Annotated in this window: 20 protein-coding genes; all 20 read left to right on the top strand. The window is 42.0% G+C overall.

Translation table 11 applies throughout. The features are described from left to right. Positions 1 to 42: 42 nt before the first annotated feature. The 20 genes from rpsA (at position 43) to aroA (ending at position 18,092) form a co-directional block, all read left to right on the top strand. Positions 43 to 1,191, top strand: coding sequence for a 30S ribosomal protein S1 (gene rpsA, locus CSV70_RS04060; RefSeq protein WP_085133381.1), 1,149 nt, complete (start codon positions 43 to 45; stop codon positions 1,189 to 1,191). Between the two features lie 130 nt (positions 1,192 to 1,321). Continuing rightward, on the top strand, positions 1,322 to 2,632 hold the full coding sequence (der, locus tag CSV70_RS04055) for a ribosome biogenesis GTPase Der (protein WP_085133382.1): 1,311 nt from the start codon (positions 1,322 to 1,324) through the stop codon (positions 2,630 to 2,632). Positions 2,633 to 2,658: 26 nt separating this feature from the next. After that, positions 2,659 to 3,678, top strand: coding sequence for an NAD(P)H-dependent glycerol-3-phosphate dehydrogenase (locus CSV70_RS04050; protein ID WP_099626426.1), 1,020 nt, complete (start codon positions 2,659 to 2,661; stop codon positions 3,676 to 3,678). 20 nt (positions 3,679 to 3,698) lie between these two features. Continuing rightward, positions 3,699 to 3,902: a DUF2768 domain-containing protein gene (locus tag CSV70_RS04045; protein ID WP_085133384.1), complete on the top strand. Its 204-nt coding sequence runs from the start codon at positions 3,699 to 3,701 to the stop codon at positions 3,900 to 3,902. A 3-nt stretch (positions 3,903 to 3,905) separates the two neighbouring features. Beyond that, positions 3,906 to 4,616: an LptM family lipoprotein gene (locus CSV70_RS04040; RefSeq protein ID WP_099626427.1), complete on the top strand. Its 711-nt coding sequence runs from the start codon at positions 3,906 to 3,908 to the stop codon at positions 4,614 to 4,616. A 338-nt stretch (positions 4,617 to 4,954) separates the two neighbouring features. Continuing rightward, entirely contained in the window at positions 4,955 to 6,433 is a 1,479-nt protein-coding gene (gene spoIVA, locus CSV70_RS04035; RefSeq protein ID WP_085133386.1) for a stage IV sporulation protein A, read from the top strand. A 217-nt stretch (positions 6,434 to 6,650) separates the two neighbouring features. Then, a complete protein-coding gene (locus CSV70_RS04030) occupies positions 6,651 to 6,923 on the top strand; it encodes an HU family DNA-binding protein (protein ID WP_037561579.1) in 273 nt (90 codons plus the stop codon). 178 nt (positions 6,924 to 7,101) lie between these two features. After that, positions 7,102 to 7,671, top strand: coding sequence for a GTP cyclohydrolase I FolE (gene folE, locus CSV70_RS04025; protein ID WP_085133387.1), 570 nt, complete (start codon positions 7,102 to 7,104; stop codon positions 7,669 to 7,671). A 65-nt stretch (positions 7,672 to 7,736) separates the two neighbouring features. Then, entirely contained in the window at positions 7,737 to 7,958 is a 222-nt protein-coding gene (gene mtrB, locus CSV70_RS04020) for a trp RNA-binding attenuation protein MtrB (protein ID WP_029053045.1), read from the top strand. A 29-nt stretch (positions 7,959 to 7,987) separates the two neighbouring features. Continuing rightward, positions 7,988 to 8,701 (top strand): heptaprenyl diphosphate synthase component 1, encoded by a 714-nt coding sequence (locus CSV70_RS04015; RefSeq protein ID WP_158232263.1) that lies wholly within the window; start codon positions 7,988 to 7,990, stop codon positions 8,699 to 8,701. Positions 8,702 to 8,737: 36 nt separating this feature from the next. Continuing rightward, positions 8,738 to 9,433 (top strand): demethylmenaquinone methyltransferase, encoded by a 696-nt coding sequence (locus CSV70_RS04010; RefSeq protein ID WP_085133389.1) that lies wholly within the window; start codon positions 8,738 to 8,740, stop codon positions 9,431 to 9,433. Positions 9,434 to 9,459: 26 nt separating this feature from the next. Continuing rightward, entirely contained in the window at positions 9,460 to 10,434 is a 975-nt protein-coding gene (locus CSV70_RS04005; RefSeq protein WP_085133698.1) for a polyprenyl synthetase family protein, read from the top strand. A gap of 90 nt (positions 10,435 to 10,524) precedes the next feature. After that, entirely contained in the window at positions 10,525 to 10,971 is a 447-nt protein-coding gene (gene ndk, locus CSV70_RS04000; RefSeq protein ID WP_085133390.1) for a nucleoside-diphosphate kinase, read from the top strand. A gap of 115 nt (positions 10,972 to 11,086) precedes the next feature. Next, positions 11,087 to 11,860, top strand: coding sequence for a CheR family methyltransferase (locus CSV70_RS03995; RefSeq protein WP_085133391.1), 774 nt, complete (start codon positions 11,087 to 11,089; stop codon positions 11,858 to 11,860). 23 nt (positions 11,861 to 11,883) lie between these two features. Continuing rightward, positions 11,884 to 13,065: a chorismate synthase gene (aroC, locus tag CSV70_RS03990; protein WP_085133392.1), complete on the top strand. Its 1,182-nt coding sequence runs from the start codon at positions 11,884 to 11,886 to the stop codon at positions 13,063 to 13,065. 1 nt (position 13,066) lies between these two features. After that, positions 13,067 to 14,173, top strand: a complete 1,107-nt coding sequence (gene aroB / locus CSV70_RS03985; protein ID WP_099628142.1) for a 3-dehydroquinate synthase — start codon at positions 13,067 to 13,069, stop codon at positions 14,171 to 14,173. Further along, complete coding sequence (gene aroH / locus CSV70_RS03980; RefSeq protein ID WP_085133394.1) at positions 14,170 to 14,535, top strand: chorismate mutase; 366 nt, start codon at positions 14,170 to 14,172, stop codon at positions 14,533 to 14,535. The genes aroB and aroH overlap by 4 nt, the downstream gene beginning before the upstream one ends. A gap of 29 nt (positions 14,536 to 14,564) precedes the next feature. Continuing rightward, positions 14,565 to 15,656 (top strand): histidinol-phosphate transaminase, encoded by a 1,092-nt coding sequence (gene hisC / locus CSV70_RS03975; RefSeq protein ID WP_099628143.1) that lies wholly within the window; start codon positions 14,565 to 14,567, stop codon positions 15,654 to 15,656. A gap of 12 nt (positions 15,657 to 15,668) precedes the next feature. Further along, positions 15,669 to 16,781 (top strand): prephenate dehydrogenase, encoded by a 1,113-nt coding sequence (locus CSV70_RS03970; protein ID WP_085133396.1) that lies wholly within the window; start codon positions 15,669 to 15,671, stop codon positions 16,779 to 16,781. Between the two features lie 15 nt (positions 16,782 to 16,796). Next, positions 16,797 to 18,092, top strand: a complete 1,296-nt coding sequence (gene aroA / locus CSV70_RS03965; protein WP_085133397.1) for a 3-phosphoshikimate 1-carboxyvinyltransferase — start codon at positions 16,797 to 16,799, stop codon at positions 18,090 to 18,092. Positions 18,093 to 18,101: the final 9 nt, after the last annotated feature.

Below are 18,101 nucleotides of genomic sequence, written 5' to 3'. Positions count from 1 at the left end.
CGCATAATATAGAGATAGGATCATTATGGAGGAGGACTACATATGACTGAAGAGATGAATATGGATGAAGTTAAAGAATACGGTGAAGGTGCACACGTAACGGGTGTAGTGACAAAGGTTGAAGAGAAATCAGTGACTGTTGAAATCGCTGGCGCTCCTTTTGACGGTGTGATTCCGATCAGTGAACTTTCAAGCTTGCATATTGAAAAAGCAGCAGATGCAGTCTCAATTGGTGATGAATTACAATTAGCGATTACCAAGGTGGAAGATGAGATGTATGTCTTGTCTAAGCGTCAAGTAGATGCAGAAAATGCATGGGATTCATTAGAGGAGAAATTTGAAAGTGGCGAAATCATCGAGACAGATGTAAAGGATGTAGTAAAGGGCGGACTGGTTGTCGACCTTGGCGTTCGCGGATTTATTCCAGCTTCTTTAGTAGAAGATCACTTCGTTGAATCGTTTGATGATTATAAAGGACGTACGATGACATTTAAAATCGTTGAAATGGATAAAGAAAAGAACCGCTTAATCTTGTCTCACCGTGCTGTCGTTCAAGCGCAGAACGAGCAGAAAAAAGAAGCTGCGCTTTCTGAAATTCAAGAAGGTGACATTCTCGACGGTACAGTACAACGCATCGCTTCATTTGGTGCATTCGTTGATATCGGTGGCGTAGATGGTTTGGTTCATATTTCGCAAATTTCACACGGGCACATTGAAAGTGTGTCAGACGTGCTGAAAGAAGGAGACGAGATCCAAGTTAAAGTATTGTCTGTAGACCGTGATGCAGAACGTGTATCTTTATCCATTAAAGATACATTGCCTGGACCATGGGAAAATATCGAAGAAAAAGCAGAAGTGGGCTCTGTACTGGATGGTACGGTGAAACGGCTTGTAGCATATGGTGCATTCGTCGAGATTTTGCCCGGCGTAGAAGGACTCGTTCACATCTCACGTATTGCACATGAGCATATCGGCACACCGCAAGAAGTGCTTGAAGAAGGTCAAACTATACAAGTAAAAGTATTAGATGTAAATCCTCAGGAAAAACGGATCTCATTGAGCATTAAAGATCTTATTGAAAAGCCACAAGAAACACGTGAAGAAAACTTTAGTTATGAAATGCCTGAAGAAACAACTGGCTTCTCTTTAGGAGATGTCATCGGTGATCAACTGAAGAAATTCCAAAAATAAACTTCAGAATGTAATAAACTAGCCACAAATGATAAATAAGCGTAATTGGAATGATGATGCTTTCATATGCATCATCATTCTTTTTGTGTATAATATTCAAAGATAGGTCGGAAGGGTGTAATGAAAGAAAATGAAAAAACCAACAGTAGCAATCGTAGGAAGACCAAACGTCGGTAAGTCGACAATCTTTAACCGGATCGTAGGCGAACGTATTTCTATCGTAGAAGACGTTGCCGGTGTAACGCGAGATCGTATATACAGCGCAGCAGATTGGTTGAATTATGAATTTAACTTAATCGATACAGGCGGTATTGAACTTAGTAGTGAACCATTACTTGACCAAATCCGTATGCAAGCTGAAATTGCCATTGAAGAAGCGGACGTCATCATCTTTTTGACGAATGGTAGAGATGGTGTGACAGATTCAGATGAACAAGTGGCACGTATGCTGTATAAAACGAACAAGCCAGTCGTATTGGCAGTGAATAAAGTAGATAATCCAGAGATGAGAGATATGGTCTATGATTTTTACTCACTTGGATTTGGCGAACCGTATCCACTTTCAGGATCACACGGTCTAGGACTTGGTGATTTATTGGATGCAGTCGCAGAAAGCTTTAAAGATATGAATTTAGAAGAAGAGGAAGACGATTCCATCAAGTTCTGTTTAATTGGACGCCCGAATGTCGGAAAATCGTCACTAGTTAACGCGTTACTTGGTGAAGATCGTGTCATCGTAAGCGATATCGCTGGAACGACAACAGATGCAATTGACTCTACAAAAGTAATAGAAGGACAAGAATTTAAAATTATTGATACTGCGGGAATGCGTAAAAAAGGGAAGGTATACGAAAATACAGAGAAATACAGTGTATTACGTGCCTTAAAAGCGATTGACCGCTCTGATGTTGTATTAATTGTCTTAAACGCAGAAGAAGGTATTCGTGAACAGGACAAACGTGTAGCTGGTTTTGCGGAAGAGGCAGGAAAAGGTGTCATGTTCGTTGTGAATAAATGGGATACTCTTGAAAAAGATGATAAGACGATGAATAATTTCATCGATGATATTCGCGATCAGTTTAGATTCCTTGATTATGCACCTATTTTCTTTGTTTCTGCTAAAACAAAGCAACGCGTGCATACATTATTCTCCAATATCCAATTGATCAGTGAAAATCATGCGATGCGTATTCAATCGAGTGTCTTGAATGAGGTAGTAGAGGATGCAGTGGCTAGAAATCCTGCGCCTTCAGATAAAGGACGTCGTTTGCGGATTTATTATGCAACACAAGTTGCTGTGAAGCCACCGACATTCGTGGTCTTTGTCAATGAACCAGAACTTATGCACTTTTCTTATGAACGCTTTTTACAGAACAGATTACGTGAAGCCTTTGGATTTGAAGGTACACCCATCCGTTTAATCACAAGAGCAAGAAGCTAACTACACAAATAGAAAGGGTGGAGGTAATGGAAAAAGTCTCTATAATCGGGGCAGGCAGTTGGGGAACCGCGCTAGCTGTTGTGCTGGCTGAAAATGGACATGATAGCTTAATTTGGACGAGACGTGCAGAACAAGCAGATGAAATCCATAATCAGCACACGAACAATCGGTATTTGCCAGATGTGAAACTGCCCGATAACCTTAACTCTACTAGTGAACTACAAATGGCGGTCAAACATGCGAAAACGATTATACTTGCCGTACCGACTGTTGCGATGCGTGAAACTTGTCGCCGTATACAGGAATTATTAACTGAACCTGCTTTATTTGTCCATGTCTCCAAAGGAATTGATCCGAATTCATTGGAACGGATTTCTGAAATCATTGCAGATGAAATCGATGAAACATTGCGCGAAGCCATTGTCGTGCTGTCTGGACCGAGCCATGCGGAGGAAGTCGTACTTAGACATCCGACAACAGTAGCGGTCGCTTCAAGCAACATGGAAGCGGCAGAACGGGTACAGGATTTATTCATGAGCAATTATTTCCGTGTCTATACGAATAAAGATGTAATTGGTGTGGAGCTTGGCGGGGCATTGAAAAATGTCATCGCTTTAGCTGCCGGAATTTCTGACGGTCTAGGTTACGGTGATAATGCAAAGGCTGCTCTTATTACGAGAGGCCTAGCAGAAATCACACGTCTGGGTGTTAAAATGGGTGCGGATCAACAAACATTTTCTGGATTAACGGGACTCGGCGATTTGGTCGTTACATGTACAAGTGTTCACTCTAGAAACTGGCGGGCAGGAAACTTACTCGGAAAAGGCCAGTCTCTAGAAAGAGTGACTGAAGAAATGGGCATGGTCATAGAAGGTGTGCGTACTACAAAGGCCGCGTTTCAGTTAGCGCAGCAGTTTAATGTCAACATGCCGTTGACAGAAGCTCTGTATTCCATACTATTTGGAGGGATTCCCCCTAAACAAGCCGTGGATCAATTAATGACTCGCGGTAAGAAACAAGAAATCGATACATTTTTCGGTATTTAAACAGTAGGAGGGTGACAATTTTGTCCTCGTTAGATAAAATGTGGCTATCTTTTTACGCAATGGGATTCATGGTGGTTTCAATGGGCTTGATTTATTTGAGTCGATATAAAATAAAAAACCGTGTAGTACAGATTCTATTTGCGATTATTGCCTATACACTATTAATTTCATCGTTCTTCGCAATGGTCTATTTAGTATTCAACGGACCGACTGGAGGGGCGTAACGTATGAACAAACGAATCTTTATATTTTCAATGATACTCTGTGGACTTTTGTTGTCTGCCTGTGGCGGTCGCCCGCCTGAAGAAAAACAAGCAAGTGAGACACCGTATCCTGAACTTCAAGAAACCATCCAGAAAGCTGTAGAGCGCTATCAAGAACAATCAGGCGGTCTATTACCAATTAAAACACGCGATCAAGAAACCGATCAATTCATCAAATATCCAATCGAGTTCTCAAAAATCGTGCCGGACTTCACTGAAAAGATTCCGTCCAACGCATTCGAAAACGGTGGCATCTTCCAGTATGTTCTCATGGATGTGGAAGAAAATCCTACCGTTAAGCTAGTCGATTTGCGTATAACTGAAAAACTACGCGACTTAAACTTGCGTAAATTTATTAACGGAGAACTACCATTCCTAGATCCGGTCGGCGACAACGTCTATGAAGTAGACTTCAAGAAAATGGGCTTCAAAGAACCACTGACTGTCCAAAGCCCGTACTCTGACGCTCACTTACCCATCGTGGTAGGCGGCGACGGAAACTTCTACGTGGATTATTCCATCGATCTCAACAAGATCTTGATGGAACAAAAGCCTAAAATAGAAGCAGGCAAAGACATCCGTTATCTACTATACGAAGACTCCCTAGTACTTCCGGCATACTCCTTGCCGTACACAGTTGACGAAAACAACGAACCCGTGTTTATGAAGAAATAACGTTCTTTAATTTGTAGGTGACCCCATGTACCAGCACTTGAACTTTACATATTTCAAAGAGCGATACAAACTGTCACCATAATATAACTAGGATTGGTACGGCAGATGGGACGACTCTGGGAGGATCAGCCTGACAGGTGAGACCGCTAAAGGAACGCAGTGACTAGCGGGCTCACCGCGGGCCCTCCAGAAGCGTTCCCATCTGGAATACCAATCCCGAACGGTTACAAAGTTTATTAACTAAATTAGTAGCATTACCCAAAAACGTTTCATGCATTTATGCATGAAACGTTTTTCTATTTCATAAGCTACAATGCGGAGAAAAAGGAGGGCTAATGATGAAAGAAGAACTATACGAAAACTTAGCTAGAAGAACAGACGGCGATATTTATATAGGTGTGGTAGGCCCTGTTCGAGTAGGGAAATCCACTTTTGTCAAACGAGTCATGGAGGAAGTCGTAATCCCCAACATGACGGATGCCAACGATCGGATACGCGCACAAGACGAACTTCCCCAAAGTTCACCAGGTCCCGTAATCATGACTGCAGAACCTAAATTCGTACCTGCCCAAGGCACAAGCGTTTCAATAGGGGATGGCGAGCTGGAATTCCAAATTCGCCTAGCAGACTGTGTAGGTTACGTCATCGACGGTGTCAAAGGATATGAGGACGAGGATGGACCGAAATACGTTCATACACCATGGCACAATGAGCCGATCCCGTTCCAGGAAGCGGCACGCATCGGAACAGACAAGGTTATTCGTGATCACTCCACTATAGGGATCTTGCTGACGACAGACGGCACGGTAAACAATATTTCACGCGCAGCCGCTGAAGTGGCTGAGAAAGAAATTGTTTCGAAATTGCAAGAGATTGGTAAACCATTCGTCATTGTATTAAATTCTAAAATGCCTGCCCATGAAAAAGCATTGGAACTGAAACAGCAATTACATGAAAAATATGGTGTTCCAGTAATTGCTATTAGTGCGGATCAGCTCAATGCAGCAGAGATCCAGCTCATTCTTAAAGAAGCGTTGTATGAATTCCCTATCACGGATATCGAACTGCAACGTCCTGACTGGATGGAGGAGCTTGGAGATAGCCATAAGCTGAATGCACGTATCGATCAGCTAATCACAGATGGATTCCTTGGTGTCTCTAAGATTCGTAAAGTTCAGGAGATTGCGGAGCTATTGCAAGAAGAAGAATTTATTAGACAAGCGGAAGTGGTGGAAGTTGATGCAGGTAAAGGCCGCGCCATCGTGAAGATTGATATGGATGAGCAAGCCTTTGTTAATGTGTGTGAAGAGTTCATGGGAACAGAAATGCGCTCAAAAAAAGATTGGCTAATTTTCATTCAAGAGGCAGTTAAAGCAAAAAAATCCTATGATATGTATGCGGAAGCAATTGATACAGCAAAAAAATCAGGTTATGGTGTAGCGTTGCCTTCCATTGAAGATTTTCAGCCAACTGCTCCTGAGTTGATTAAACAAGACACGTTTTATGGTGTGAAAATGAAAGCGAAAGCCCCTTCACTTCACATTATTCGAATCGACATGGAAGCGGAATTTGCTCCATTAATCGGCTCCGAATTCCATAGTCATCACTTGTTGAAAGAGTTGAAAAATGCGTATTTACATGATCGTGAAGCATTATGGGAAACCCAATTATTTGGTACACCATTGCATGAAGTCATGAAAGAAAGTATCCGATATAAGACTGCCGCAGTTCCAGATCGAGCTAGAAAACGCTTGCGTGAAACAATTGAACAAATGGTTAATGATGGGAATAAAGGTATGATTACGTTTATTGTTTGAGGTGAAAAATTAAGAAAACCACACAAAAAATGTAGTTTAAAATGAAGAAAGATCCGTCAAAAACGGGTCTTTTTTCTATGCTTTTCTATCAAAATCGCTTGAAATGCCGTGAATAAAGGAAAAGCGCGATAATATTGTTGCACCGTAGTTTTTCTTATGTTACTCTTTTTACAGTGTTAACAGCAATAGCATCCCCCTTTGAGAGGAGGTGAACGGTGTGAATAAAACAGAATTAATTAACTCTGTGGCAGAAGCGGCAGGTCTAACAAAAAAAGACGCAACTAAAGCTGTTGAAGCTGTATTCGATACAATTCAATCGACTCTTGCTAACGGTGATAAAGTTCAATTGATTGGTTTCGGAAACTTCGAAGTACGCGAACGTGCTGCACGTAAAGGACGTAACCCACAATCAGGCGAAGAAATCGAAATCGCTGCAAGTAAAGTTCCAGCTTTCAAAGCAGGTAAAGCACTTAAAGACGCAGTAAAATAATTTGAGATTTTACATAGGAGTCCGTCCAGCAAATCTGTTCATCAGATGGCCATGGATGGACTCCTTTCCGTTTTTTTATTGGTATACATAAGGAAGTACAAGTAACTATACGGAATGAATGGAATGTGCTAATATTTTGGGGAAATAGGTTTAGTTCCTACAAGGAGGACATGCTGTTATGAAAGAGCAAGATATAAATAAATTAGAACAGGCAGTTACAATGATACTGGAAGCGATCGGTGAAGATCCGACTCGTGAAGGATTACTTGAGACGCCAAAACGTGTTGCTAAAATGTATCAAGAGGTATTTGAAGGTTTAAATAAAGACCCAAGAGAGTATTTTGATACAGTATTCCATGAGAATCATGATGAAGTGGTATTGGTGAAAGACATTCCTTTTTATTCCATGTGCGAACATCACTTAGTTCCGTTTTTCGGTGTAGCACACGTAGCATATATTCCGCGTAATGGAGTAGTTGCAGGTTTGAGCAAGTTGGCAAGAGCTGTTGAAACAGCAGCACGTCGTCCACAATTGCAAGAACGCATTACATCCAGTGTGGCAGATGCCATGATGGAAAAGTTGAATCCCCATGGTGTCTATATCATTATCGAAGCTGAACATATGTGTATGACGATGAGAGGAATTAAGAAGCCAGGAGCTAAAACCATCACGACTGTAGCTAGAGGAATCTATGAACATGATGACGTGAAACGTGCTGAAATTTTATCTCTCATTAGAACGCACTAAGGTCTTTGCCGAGCGCTTGCTGTATATGCTATCATTAGAATTATATATAGACTGGAGATGCGAAAATGACACAACCAGATTATCTAATTATCAAAGCGAAAAAAGATGGAGTGAATGTCATTGGGCTCACGAGAGGCAATGACACCAAGTTTCACCATACCGAAAAGCTGGATAGAGGAGAAGTCATGATCGCGCAGTTTACCGAGCATACCTCCGCTATTAAGATTCGGGGAGAAGCTGAAATTCATACAGCACATGGCGTAATTGCCAGTGAAGAAAAAGAATGACCGTATCCTTACGGGAATGGAGCTTACTGATGGAAACAAAAGGATTCACTGACCAAGTCGACAATTATATACACCATTTGCGACGTGCTATTTATCAGCCAGTGGTCGAACGAGATGCTGGGCATGCTTCGATTGACAGGCGAAAAGCTTCGTTGCTCCTATTGCCTATGCTTAACGGAGAGCAGTGGACAGATGAAATGCAAACCGCGGCGTTGGCGATTGGTGCCATCCATACGGCTTTTGACGTCCATGATCAAATCGATGTCGTGGATGCTTCTTCCAAAGAACAGCAATTGATGGTCCTTGCAGGCGATCACTTCAGCGGTATCCACTATAAGCTATTGGCGTCAATTCCAAACTTCCATCTCATTCGTTCTTTGTCATTGGCAATCGGCAGAGTTAATGAATGCAAGACGACATTGTTTCAAGCACCACCGCCTACTCTTGAAGAGCGGTTGCAGTTGATTGCTGAAGTGGAAAGCGCATGTATTGTGAAATTCTTCGAGGCATTCGGCTTTAGTCGCTACACACATATCGTAGAAACAGTCTTTCCACTCGTTTGGTTGCTCGACAGCACACAGCATGACTTGAATCGGATGAAATTTCCGCATCTAGTGCCGAGTACGAATGATACACAAGAGTGGATCGATCAATTACAACTACAGCTGAACAACAGATTAAATAACAGCTTTTATTTACATACTGAAGTACTAGAAGAGTTGCAGAAAATGACGAATCAATGAGAAAGTAAACTGAAGTGAAGAAAGAAGGGACGAACTGTGGCGGTCTCAAAAGAAGAAAAAGTTCATAATGTCTTTGAAAAAATTTCGACAGACTATGATAAAATGAATTCCGTGATCAGTTTCAATCAACATATTAAATGGCGGAATGATATCATGGCACGCATGAACGTACAGCCTGGTGCTAAAGCGCTTGACGTTTGCTGTGGTACTGCAGACTGGACTGTCGCATTGGCTCAAGCTATAGGCCCTACTGGCGAAGTTGTCGGTTTAGACTTCAGTGCCAACATGCTGGATTCGGGCAGAGATAAAGTAGCCCCTTACCCGAACCTTACGTTAGTTCAAGGTAACGCAATGTCACTTCCTTATCCGGACAATTCATTTGATTATGTAACGATCGGGTTTGGTCTTCGCAATGTTCCCGATTACTTGACTGTATTAAAAGAAATGCGACGCGTGTTGAAGCCGGGTGGAATGGCAGTGTGTTTAGAAACATCTCAACCTAAAATTCCTGTATACCGTCAAGGGTTTCGCTTTTATTTCAAATATATTATGCCAGTATTCGGTAAGCTTTTCGCAAAGAGCTATAAAGAATATTCTTGGCTTCAAGAATCAGCAAATGATTTCCCAGGCATGAAAGAGCTAGCACAGCTTTTCGTCGATGCAGGATATCAAGAGGTTTCGTACAAGTCTTACAGTGGCGGTGCGGCGGCAGGCCATATCGCTTATAAATAATGAATACACGGGAGAAGGTAATGGGGTTGGAAAAAATTAAGTTGATGTCGCTTTATACGGATTTCCGCAAAGATATGTCCTATATTGAAAAAGAGCTTGAGCGTTCCGTGCAATCCTCTTCTCCCATTGTTCGTCAAGCTTCCTTGCATTTATTGAAAGCCGGTGGAAAAAGGATTCGGCCCATTTTCGTTATAATGGCTGCTCAATTTGGAGCTTATTCGCTGGAAAGCGCTGCGAAAATTGCAGTGTCCCTTGAATTAATCCACATGGCATCTCTCGTCCATGATGACGTAATTGATGATTCTGATATGCGACGCGGTTTAGAAACCGTTAAAGCGAAGTGGAACAACCGGGTGGCAATGTATGCAGGTGACTTCATCTTTTCACGAGCGTTGACATCTATCGGTACTATCGAGAAAGCACCTGTTCATCAGATTCTCGCTGAAACGATGCTCGAGATATGCAAAGGGGAAATTATCCAGATTGATTTCCAACAACAAACCGATCAACATTTTCGCGACTATTTGAAACGTATTAAGCGAAAGACTGCTTTACTGCTATCTTCTAGTTGTGAACTCGGCGCACTCAGTGCAGATGCAGATGCTCAAACTGTACAGAAACTAAAGAGATATGGGTATTTCACTGGAATGGCATTTCAAATCGTCGATGATATTTTGGATATCACTTCAACAGATGCAGAACTTGGGAAACCTGCAGGAAGCGACTTATTAAATGGTCATATTACATTGCCTGTTTTATACATAAAAGATGATGAACAATTCAAGCCCTATATGGAACGTGCTTTTACTGGACAGATGGAAGAGTCGGATAGACAATCGATGCTTCGCTATATTCGACAGAGTGGTGCGATTGAAAAAGCACAGCATGTAAGTGATCTCTACTTATCCAAAGCGCTAAAAGAATTGGAAAGTTTGCCGAATGGTAAGTCGAAGAAAGCACTGACTCAAATTGCTGATTTTATCGGTCAACGAAAATATTGACGAAGTTTGTTAATAGTTGAAAGAAAAAGGCGTCAATGTTACGATTTAAAAGGGATAATCCCTATAGAAGATTGAAGGAGTGTTTTAGAGATGGAAAGAACATTTTTAATGGTAAAGCCTGACGGCGTACAACGTAACCTTGTAGGTGAAATCGTTGGTCGTTTCGAAGACAAAGGATATCAATTAGTTGGCGGGAAATTGATGAACATTTCTCAAGAACTTGCTGAACAACATTATGGAGAGCATAAAGAACGTCCATTCTTCGGAGAACTTGTTGATTTCATTACTTCCGGACCAGTTTTCGCAATGGTATGGGAAGGCGAGAACGTAATCTCTACTGCTCGCTTAATGATGGGGGCAACGAATCCAAAAGAATCAGCTCCCGGAACTATTCGTGGAGATTTTGCTGTAACAGTAGGCAAGAATATTATTCATGGTTCAGACTCAACTGAGTCAGCAAGCCGCGAGATTAACTTATTCTTTAAAGAAGAAGAGCTTGTGACTTATGACAAAACAGTGAACAACTGGATTAATTAATCGCCAAGAACAGCCGAGCGAATTTCGCATGGCTGTTTTTCTTATACATACGACATACATTTTCCGTTATAATAAGAACGTACATAAGAAAGCAACGGCAACAGGGGGTTGTTAAATGTCTGATTATTTGGTGTTAATTCAAGGGGTCAAGAAGAAAACTGGGATCGATTTGTCTTTGTATAAAGAAGCCCAGATGAAGAGGAGACTCACTTCTCTGTATGAAAAGAAAGGCTTTCGTAATTTTAAAGAGTATTCTCTAGCTATTCAAACGGACAAGGACTTGCTGGAAGAATTCTTGGACCGCATGACGATTAATGTGTCAGAATTTTACCGCAACGCCGTACGGTGGAACGTCTTAGAGAAGAAAATTTTACCTCAATTATTGGAGAAAAATAAACGATTGAAAATTTGGAGCGCAGCTTGTTCTACCGGCGAAGAGCCTTATTCACTTGCAATGGTTCTATCATCCTACCTTCCATTGCGTGATATTTCCATTTATGCAACGGATCTAGATATGGGCGTATTGAATCGTGCCAAAGTTGGCCTTTACAATGATCGTGCATTAAAAGAAGTGCCAAAGCCAATCGTAGATAAATTCTTCATAAAAGAAGGTGCTTCTTACCAAGTAGTAGAAGATATCAAAAAGACAGTTACATTCAAACAGCAAAATTTGCTGGAAGATCGTTATGATACGAACTACGATTTGATCGTCTGCCGTAATGTGATGATCTACTTTACGGAAGAAGCAAAAGATCAGATTTACACCAATTTCTCCAAAGCACTTAAACCAGGTGGTATTTTATTCGTTGGAAGCACGGAACAAATATTCAATCCTGAAAAATACAACTTTGAATCAGTAGATACATTCTTTTATAGAAAAAAACAATAAACCACGTTACGGAGGAATGGAATATGCGCTTTATTACAGCTGGAGAATCCCATGGTCCACAGCTTACTGCCATCATTGAAGGATTACCTGCACAGATGGAACTAACTGCTGAGATGATTAATAAAGAATTGAAGAGAAGACAAGGTGGACACGGTAGAGGTCGCAGGATGCAAATAGAGAAGGATCGTGTAGAAATCTCATCAGGTGTACGTCATGGTAAAACAATAGGCTCGCCAGTAACGCTGACGGTTGTTAACGATGATTGGAAACATTGGACAGGCATCATGGGCGTAGAACCACTTCCTGAAGACATGAATCCTGAAGACGTGAAGCGCCAAATCACTCGTCCTCGTCCTGGACATGCAGATCTAGTCGGCGGCATGAAATATGGCCACCGTGACTTGCGAAATGTTTTGGAGCGTTCATCAGCACGTGAGACGACGATGCGTGTAGCAATCGGAGCGGTAGCAAAACAATTCTTGCGTCAGCTTGGGATTGAAACTGTAGCACATGTTACGGAAATTGGTGGCATCGAAACAGATCCTGCTGCTTACGCTGATCTTTCCATAGAAGAACTGCGCGCCATCGTAGAAGAGGATGCAGTATATTGTGCGGATAAAGAGGCATCTGTCAAAATGACGGAAGCTATAGATGATATTAAAAAGCGTGGTGATACACTGGGGGGCGTAGTGGAAGTCATCATTGAAGGATGTCCTCCGGGAATTGGTAGTTACGTGCAATTCGATCGCAAAATGGATGGCAAGCTTGCAGGGGCTATGATGAGCATCAATGCTTTTAAGGGTGTTGAAATCGGCTTAGGGTTTGATATGGCAAAAATGCCAGGCAGTGAAGTTCACGATGAAATAAGCTGGAATAAAGAGCTAGGATATTACCGGAAATCCAATCGTTTAGGTGGACTTGAAGGCGGAATGACGACAGGTATGCCGATCATAGTTCGCGGTGTCATGAAACCAATTCCGACGCTTTATAAGCCACTAGAGAGTGTAGATATCGATACAAAGGAATCCTTCGTTGCCACAATTGAGCGTTCTGATCCTTGTGCGGTTCCCGCTGCATCTGTTGTAGCTGAACATGTCATCGCAACAGAGATGGCTAAAGCGATTATGGAAGAATTCCGTTCGGATACAATGGAAGGTTTACAGAAGGATATTGAACAATATAGACAATATGTAAAGGAGTTTTAAGATGGAGAAGTTAACTGTTTCCGTCCGGGATCACCAATACGATGTCTATGTAGGTTCGAACACCTATGAATTACTTCAGACTGAGTATGCAGAATTGCTGAGTACGACAGATAAAATTGGGATTATTGCCGATGCGCGCGTGGCAGAATTACATCTCCCTTTATTGCAAGAAACTTTACTACGTTCTGGTCACGAAGTATCGGTGAAAATCGTCCCTGGCGGCGAGAAGTGTAAAATGCCAGAAGTATACGTAGATTGTCAGTCTTTCTTACTGACGGAAGGTTTTACGCGAAATTCACTCTTGATCGCATTTGGCGGAGGAGCGTGTGGGGATTTAACAGGTTTTGTGGCAGCTACGTTTATGCGTGGTATTCGCTTCATCCAATGTCCGACCACTGTACTTGCACATGATAGTGCAGTCGGTGGTAAAACAGCCATCAATATGCCGGAAGGGAAAAATATGGTAGGATCTTTCCATCAACCTTCAGCTGTATTGTTTGATACGGATGTATTCAATACGTTGCCTGCATCAGAAATGCGTTCAGGCTTGGCAGAATTGGTCAAGCATGCCTTTATTTCTGATCCGTTATGGACAGAGCAGTTACTGGAAAAAGAACAGTTTTCTACACCTTCTATAGAATGGCTTGAGAGAGAATTACTTCAAGGGATCAAGGTAAAAGCAGATATCGTTAGAGAAGATGAGTTTGAGAATTCCACGCGCAAGTTTCTGAATTTCGGTCATACATTTGGACATGCAGTGGAAGCGGCTTCTGGATTTGGCAGCCTCAGTCATGGGGAGTGTGTCATGATTGGTATGGGTTACGCCTTCTTGCTAAGTGAGAAATACGGTAATATCCCTGAAGGTTTCACGAATCGCTATCTTCATTTTGCTAACAACAACGACTATACCTTTAAGCCGGTATTCTCTTATAGTTTCGAAGAGTTATTATCCTATATGCAGAAGGATAAAAAAGCTTCATTCGGCAAGATGAATTTTGTTTTATTACAAAAAATCGGTGAACCTTTTGTGAAAGAAATTAGTTCAGAAGAATGTCGAACGGCATTTGAGGAATTCAAAGAAAAGTTGGAAAGTGAGGGAATCGTATGAGTGTTAGAGGAATTAGAGGCGCGACTACAGTAGAAAATGATGACGCGGAAGAAGTGTTGCTGGCGACAGAATCACTTGTACTCGAAATGGCAGAAGCGAATCAATTCAAACCCGAAGATATCGGTTCTGTAATTGTTTCAACTACGGTAGATGTCAAAGCGGCATTTCCTGCAAAAGCAATCCGCTCAATTAAAGGATGGACGTATGTCCCTGTCATGTGTACACATGAAATCGATGTACCTGGCTCGATGCGTAAGTGTATACGGGTCATGATGAACGTCAACACTTCTAAGAAACAAGAGGAAATACAACATATCTATCAAAATAACGCAGTTCAATTACGACCCGATTTACAAAAATAACTCAACGAAAGTAAAGGAGGAGCCATCCAATGAAGTGGAAACCAATTTTACGCACAATGAAACCTTATACACCCGGTCGTTCATTAGAGGATGTCAAACGTACATACGGTCTGCAAGAAGTACATAAGCTCGCTTCAAATGAAAACCCTTATGGTTCATCACCTGAAGTCGCGGAATATTTACATTCACAGGCTGCTAAATTTGAAATTTATCCAGATGCGTACACTGCAGGATTACGTGGAAAGCTAGCTGAATTCCATCAAATTGATCCGAATGAAATTCTTTTTGGAAATGGTTCTGACGAAATTGTCACCATTATTTCCAGATCTTTACTGCAACCGGGTACGAATACGGTGATGGCTTCTACAACTTTCCCGCAATACGCACATAATGCAAAAATAGAAGGAGCCGAAATTCGTGAAGTGGCTATGCTCGAAAATGGTGATCACGATTTAGAAGGCTTTTTACAAGCTACTGATGAAGAAACAGCGGTCATCTGGGTGTGTAATCCGAATAATCCAACAGGTAATCTTTTATCGAGTGAATCGATTAAAAAATTCTTGGATCGGGTACCAAAAACGGCACTTGTTGTTCTCGATGAAGCATACTTTGAATTTGTTACGGATCAGACACAGCAAGACGCTATAACGTGGATTCACGATTATGACAACTTAATTGTACTTCGTACTTTCTCCAAAGCGTACGGATTGGCAAGTTTTCGCATAGGCTATGGCGTCACTAACGCAAGTGTAGTAACGGAGCTCAATAAAGTGCGGAACCCGTTCAACAACAGCTCACTCGCATTAGCGGTAGCGGAAGTGGCTCTTGCTGATCAGCGGTTCCTTCAAGATTGTGTAACGAAAAATGATGAAGAACGAAAACGCTATGCAGACTATGCGAAACAACATGCATTGGCAATCTATCCGTCGGCAACTAATTTTGTATTAATCGCTGTCCCTGGAGATGCGGATGCTGCATGCGAGATTTTATTGCAAAATGGATATATTGTTCGCAGTGGAAATCTGCTAGGTACGCCAGGATTTGTTCGCGTGACGATTGGAACGCATGAACAAAATACAGGCTTCTTTAACGCGTTCGATCAACTATTAACTAACGAATAAGGATAGATGACAATGAAAACGACGGTAAGTATAATTGGACTTGGATTGATCGGTGGATCACTTGGTCTAGCATTAAAACGAAATCCAGAAATTCATATTGTAGGTTTTGACCGTTCTTATGCAACTGCTGATGAAGCATTTCGCAGAGGGATCATTGACACGGTCGCGCCTTCTGCAAAATCAGCCTGTGAACAGGCTGACTTTGTTGTTTTTGCGACGCCTGTCAATACGACGGTTGCCCTTTTTGAAGAAGCGGTAGACTGGGACTTTAAAGAACATGTAATTCTTTCTGATACAGGGAGTACGAAAAAACCGATTATGGATGCTGCAAAGATCTTGCAAGAAAAAGGAATTACATTCATAGGTGGACATCCAATGGCGGGTTCCCATAAAAGTGGTGTATCCGCTGCGATGGAACATCTTTTTGAGAACGCATACTACATTCTTACGCCGAATGACACAACGACTGAGGAACAAATCGATGATATAGAGAAGTTGCTTACCCCAACGAAAGCAAAATTGATTGTTCTACAAGCGGAAGAACACGATCGTATGACGGCGATCATCAGCCATTTCCCGCATATTGTAGCTTCTTCATTAGTCGGCCGCTTGGCTGCACAGGAAGAACAACAGCCATTCGTGAAAAAATTAGCTGCAGGTGGTTTCCGCGATTTAACACGTATCGCTTCCGCAGACCCTATTATGTGGCGTGATATTACCATCCAAAATAGGGAAGAGTTATTGTCGCAAGTAGACGGTTGGCTCGACGAAATGAATACAATTCGCGCTATGTTGGAAGACAACAATCCTGAGCAAATTTTCGATTTCTTTGCGCAAGCAAAAACGTACCGTGATCAACTTCCTTCAACAAATGAAGGGGCGGTTCAAGGTGCGCTCTACATGACATTTGATTTACACATCGACATACCAGATCATCCGGGTATCATTTCCGAAATTACGAAAATTCTTGCAGAAGCCAATATTAGTTTGACCAATATACGTATAGTGGAAACACGTACAGACGTGTACGGTATTTTAGTTGTCAGCTTCCAATCGGCTGCTGAACGTAAGAAAGCTCGTCAAGTATTAACAGCAGAAACAGACTATTCTATGCACGTACTTTAAAAGGGGGAGAGCGTAATGTCAGAACAACAAACGGTTTCATTTGAAAAGCCGGTTCTTCGCGGCGCTTTACAAGTACCTGGAGATAAATCAATTTCCCACCGTGCGGTTATGTTGGGTTCAATTGCAAAAGGCAAAACAACGATCAGTGGATTTTTGGATGGTGAAGATTGTCTGAGCACAATTGAAATGTTCAAACAGCTTGGTGTAAAGATTACTCGGAACGGAACTGCTGTGACTATTGAAAGTCCTGGTATAGCGGATTGGCAGACGCCAACTGTAGCACTTGACGCGGGCAACTCGGGAACGACTGCGCGCTTAATGCTAGGCATTTTATCTGGTTCTTCCGTAACGTCTGAAATGTGTGGAGATCAATATTTATCCAAGCGTCCGATGAAGCGTGTGACGAATCCTTTGGAGCAAATGGGTGCAGATATCACTAGCAAAGGATCAACTGATTATTTACCACTTACAATCACTGGGAAAGAATTGCAAGCAATCGACTATTTGATGCCAGTAGCTAGTGCGCAAGTAAAGTCCGCTGTATTACTTGCGGGCCTTCAAGCAAAAGGCACTACATCTGTTACAGAAATTACTGTATCGCGGGATCACACGGAACGTATGTTAGTACAATTTGGTGCGAAGCTGGAACAAAAAAATAATGTAATAAGGATCGAAGGTGGACAACAACTGACAGGAACAGACGTTGTCGTACCAGGAGATATCTCTTCCGCGGCATTCTTCATGGTAGCCACAGCATTAGTTGAAAACAGTGAAGTGTCGTTCCTGAAAGTTGGATTGAATCCTACCCGAACAGGTATACTGGATGTACTAGAAGCGATGGGTGTAGAAATCGAATTATCAGATGAACAAGGATTTTCAGGTGAGCGTTATGGCACTGTACGAATAAAGCATTCGCGCCTGCAAGGAACTGAAATCGGAGGTGATTTGATTCCAAGATTAATCGATGAACTTCCTGTCCTTGCTTTATTAGCAACACAAGCAGAAGGAAAGACCATCATTAAGGATGCAGAAGAACTTCGTGTGAAAGAGACTGACCGTATTGAAGCAGTCGCTACGGAATTACGGAAACTCGGGGCCGATATCGAGACCACGCCAGACGGCATGATTATTAACGGGCCGACACCACTTACGGGTGCCACACTTCAATCATACGGTGACCACCGTCTGGGAATGATGGCAGCGATTGCGGGATTGATTACGTCAAGTCCAGTTCACATCGATAATCCTTCATGTATCGCAATTTCATATCCACACTTTTTTGAAGATCTATCAGAGCTAGTCAATCAATAAAGTAGAATA

It is taken from the genome of Sporosarcina sp. P25, from assembly GCF_002743235.1.
Classification (GTDB): Bacteria; Bacillota; Bacilli; order Bacillales_A; family Planococcaceae; genus Sporosarcina; species Sporosarcina ureae_B.
The sequence above is the reverse complement of the archived record's forward strand: the minus strand, read 5'-3'. Positions and strand labels throughout refer to the sequence as shown.

What these genes read in the sequence shown, in the direction of transcription:
- mtrB (WP_029053045.1), top strand. Translation starts at nt 7,737, where the DNA reads ATGACACAACCAGATTATCTAATTATCAAAGCGAAAAAAGATGGAGTG.
- aroA (WP_085133397.1), top strand. Translation starts at nt 16,797, where the DNA reads ATGTCAGAACAACAAACGGTTTCATTTGAAAAGCCGGTTCTTCGCGGC.
- folE (WP_085133387.1), top strand. Translation starts at nt 7,102, where the DNA reads ATGAAAGAGCAAGATATAAATAAATTAGAACAGGCAGTTACAATGATA.
- aroC (WP_085133392.1), top strand. Translation starts at nt 11,884, where the DNA reads ATGCGCTTTATTACAGCTGGAGAATCCCATGGTCCACAGCTTACTGCC.
- CSV70_RS04015 (WP_158232263.1), top strand. Translation starts at nt 7,988, where the DNA reads ATGGAAACAAAAGGATTCACTGACCAAGTCGACAATTATATACACCAT.
- der (WP_085133382.1), top strand. Translation starts at nt 1,322, where the DNA reads ATGAAAAAACCAACAGTAGCAATCGTAGGAAGACCAAACGTCGGTAAG.
- spoIVA (WP_085133386.1), top strand. Translation starts at nt 4,955, where the DNA reads ATGAAAGAAGAACTATACGAAAACTTAGCTAGAAGAACAGACGGCGAT.
- hisC (WP_099628143.1), top strand. Translation starts at nt 14,565, where the DNA reads ATGAAGTGGAAACCAATTTTACGCACAATGAAACCTTATACACCCGGT.
- aroB (WP_099628142.1), top strand. Translation starts at nt 13,067, where the DNA reads ATGGAGAAGTTAACTGTTTCCGTCCGGGATCACCAATACGATGTCTAT.
- CSV70_RS04040 (WP_099626427.1), top strand. Translation starts at nt 3,906, where the DNA reads ATGAACAAACGAATCTTTATATTTTCAATGATACTCTGTGGACTTTTG.
- CSV70_RS03995 (WP_085133391.1), top strand. Translation starts at nt 11,087, where the DNA reads ATGTCTGATTATTTGGTGTTAATTCAAGGGGTCAAGAAGAAAACTGGG.
- ndk (WP_085133390.1), top strand. Translation starts at nt 10,525, where the DNA reads ATGGAAAGAACATTTTTAATGGTAAAGCCTGACGGCGTACAACGTAAC.
- CSV70_RS04050 (WP_099626426.1), top strand. Translation starts at nt 2,659, where the DNA reads ATGGAAAAAGTCTCTATAATCGGGGCAGGCAGTTGGGGAACCGCGCTA.
- aroH (WP_085133394.1), top strand. Translation starts at nt 14,170, where the DNA reads ATGAGTGTTAGAGGAATTAGAGGCGCGACTACAGTAGAAAATGATGAC.
- CSV70_RS03970 (WP_085133396.1), top strand. Translation starts at nt 15,669, where the DNA reads ATGAAAACGACGGTAAGTATAATTGGACTTGGATTGATCGGTGGATCA.
- rpsA (WP_085133381.1), top strand. Translation starts at nt 43, where the DNA reads ATGACTGAAGAGATGAATATGGATGAAGTTAAAGAATACGGTGAAGGT.